Annotated in this window: 3 protein-coding genes; all 3 read left to right on the top strand. The window is 72.2% G+C overall.

What is annotated here, in order from left to right:
- Positions 1-160: 160 nt before the first annotated feature.
- Complete coding sequence (locus VFO68_RS09135; RefSeq protein ID WP_325157758.1) at positions 161-715, top strand: hypothetical protein; 555 nt, start codon at positions 161-163, stop codon at positions 713-715.
- Between the two features lie 63 nt (positions 716-778).
- Positions 779-1,780 (top strand): DUF1996 domain-containing protein, encoded by a 1,002-nt coding sequence (locus VFO68_RS09130; protein ID WP_325157757.1) that lies wholly within the window; start codon positions 779-781, stop codon positions 1,778-1,780.
- A 53-nt stretch (positions 1,781-1,833) separates the two neighbouring features.
- Positions 1,834-2,172, top strand: a 339-nt coding sequence (locus VFO68_RS09125) for an aldehyde dehydrogenase family protein (RefSeq protein ID WP_325157756.1), incomplete at its 3' end; no start/stop codon positions are given.

Raw genomic sequence — 2,172 nt, 5'->3', positions numbered from 1 at the left:
CGTCCACCGAGGTCATCGTCGACGTCGACGAGGTGCACAGGTCGTTGGCACCCATCAGGATCGTCACGTAGCGGGCGCCCTGCCCGGCGGCCCGGGACACGCCCGGCGATCTTCACGGAAACCACACCCGGTGCGATGCGGCACCGCTACCGTTCGTGGTGTGTTCCTCACGCCACAGGAGATCACCCTCGCCGCGGCCGCCATTGCCGCGGCGGCCGCCCTGCTGGGTGTGTACCTGACTGCCCGCCGGGACGACCGCCGGGTACGGCTGGAGCGCGAGCGGCAGGACTCGATGGAACGGGAACGGTGGACCCGGGAGGACCGGGCCATCTGGGGCGAGCGCCGGTACGAGGCGCACACTGCGTTCGCCCACGCGACGCTGGAGGCGCTGCGCTACTGCGAGTCGGCCGGGGAGTACGCCCCCGAGCTAGGCAACGCCCCGCGGGACCCAGAGTCGGTCAGCCCGCTGATGCTGCGCAACCGGGCGGTCAGCGACGCGCTGGTGATGCTGGAGCTTCGCGCGTCGGCGCCGGTCCGGGAGGCGGCCGAGGCGGCCGCGGACGCATTGCGCCAGGCGTCCGCCGCCGCGTACGCGATCGTCGGCGGGCGGGGCGCGCCCGAGCAGGTCGAGTCCTGGACCGACCTGACCAAGCGGGCGAAGGCAGCGCGGGACAGCTACCTGGAGCTTGCTCAGAATGAGCTGGGGAGCGCCTGACCGCCAGTTCGGTAGCCAGGCCCAGCGGTCGACCGCGGTGGCCCGGCGCGCTGGCGGCGGGACGTGAACGTCGGAGAGCGGCCGTGGACCGTCATCGCGGCCGGGGTGCTCGGCATCGTGTCCATCGGGGCCGCGGCCCTCGTCGCGACGGTGATCAGCACACCAGTGCCCGCCGGGAGCGTCGCGCGCCCCGGTCCGATCGCCGCCGACTACCTCCCGATCGAGGAGGTGCCCATGGTGCTCAGCGCGCCGGCACCGGGACCGAACGCCTCGACCGGCTCGTTCACCTCGCCATGCGGCCGCAACCTCGAGGGTCACCGCAATTCCGACAACGTGATCACCGCGCCGGGCCTGTCCAACGGTGCCCACCACGTCCATGACTACGTCGGCAACCTGTCCGTCGACCGCACCTCGACCGAAAGTTCCCTTGCGGCCGGGGGCACGACCTGCAACCTAGGTGACCGGTCCGCCTACTTCTGGCCGGTGCTGCGGGATATCCGGCACGGCGACGCGGACGCCGACCGGCCGGGCGGTGGGCAGGACGGCAACCTCGGCCGCATCCTCACTCCGGCCCGGGTCTCCATCGACTTCCTCGGCAACCCGCGTTCCCCGGTAACACCAATCCCCCGGTTCCTGCGGATCGTCACCGGCAACGCCAAGGCCGCGACCACCGGGGTCAACGCGCGGGCACACTGGTCGTGCTCGGGCACGCCGGGACGGGTCAGCGGCACGTTCTACCCGCTCTGCCCGGACGGCCAACTCGTGCAGCGCACCGGAGAGTTCCCCAGCTGCTGGAACGGCACCGACATCGACAGCAAGACCCACCGCACGCACGTGACCTTCCCCGAGCCGGCGACCGGCGCCTGCCCGGTCGGCACCGTGGCCATCCCGAGGCTGCGCGTCACCCTCGCCTACCAGGTGCCGCCCGGCCGGTCGTACGCCATCGACTCGTTCCCGGACCAGGAGCGCAGGCCACTCACCGACCACTTCGACTTCCTCAACGTCATGCCGGAGTCGCTGATGCGCGAGGCCGTCGGCTGCATCAACGCCGGCCGCAACTGCTGACGCCGGCCGGACGGACGCAGGACTGTGCGGGCGGGCGGCCATAGAGTGGTGGCATGGCCGAGTGGGAGTACGCGCCGGCGCCGGAGTCGAGGGCGGTCGGACGGCTGCGCGAGTCGTACGGCATGTTCCTCGACGGTCAGTTCAGCGGCGGCGAGGGCGGCACGCTCAAGACCGTCAACCCGGCGAACGAGGAGGTGCTGGCCGAGGTCGCGGTCGCCGGCGAGGCGGACGTCGACCGGGCCGTCGCCGCTGCGCGCCGGGCGTACGAGACGAGCTGGGGTCCGATGCCGGGGCGGGACCGGGCCAAGTACCTGTTCCGGATCGCGCGGATCATCCAGGAACGCTCGCGCGAGCTGGCCGTGCTGGAGACGCTCGACAACGGCAAGCCGATC

The sequence above is a fragment of the Actinophytocola sp. genome (assembly GCF_035712165.1).
Lineage (GTDB): Bacteria > Actinomycetota > Actinomycetes > Mycobacteriales > Pseudonocardiaceae > DASYTH01.
The sequence above is the reverse complement of the archived record's forward strand: the minus strand, read 5'-3'. Positions and strand labels throughout refer to the sequence as shown.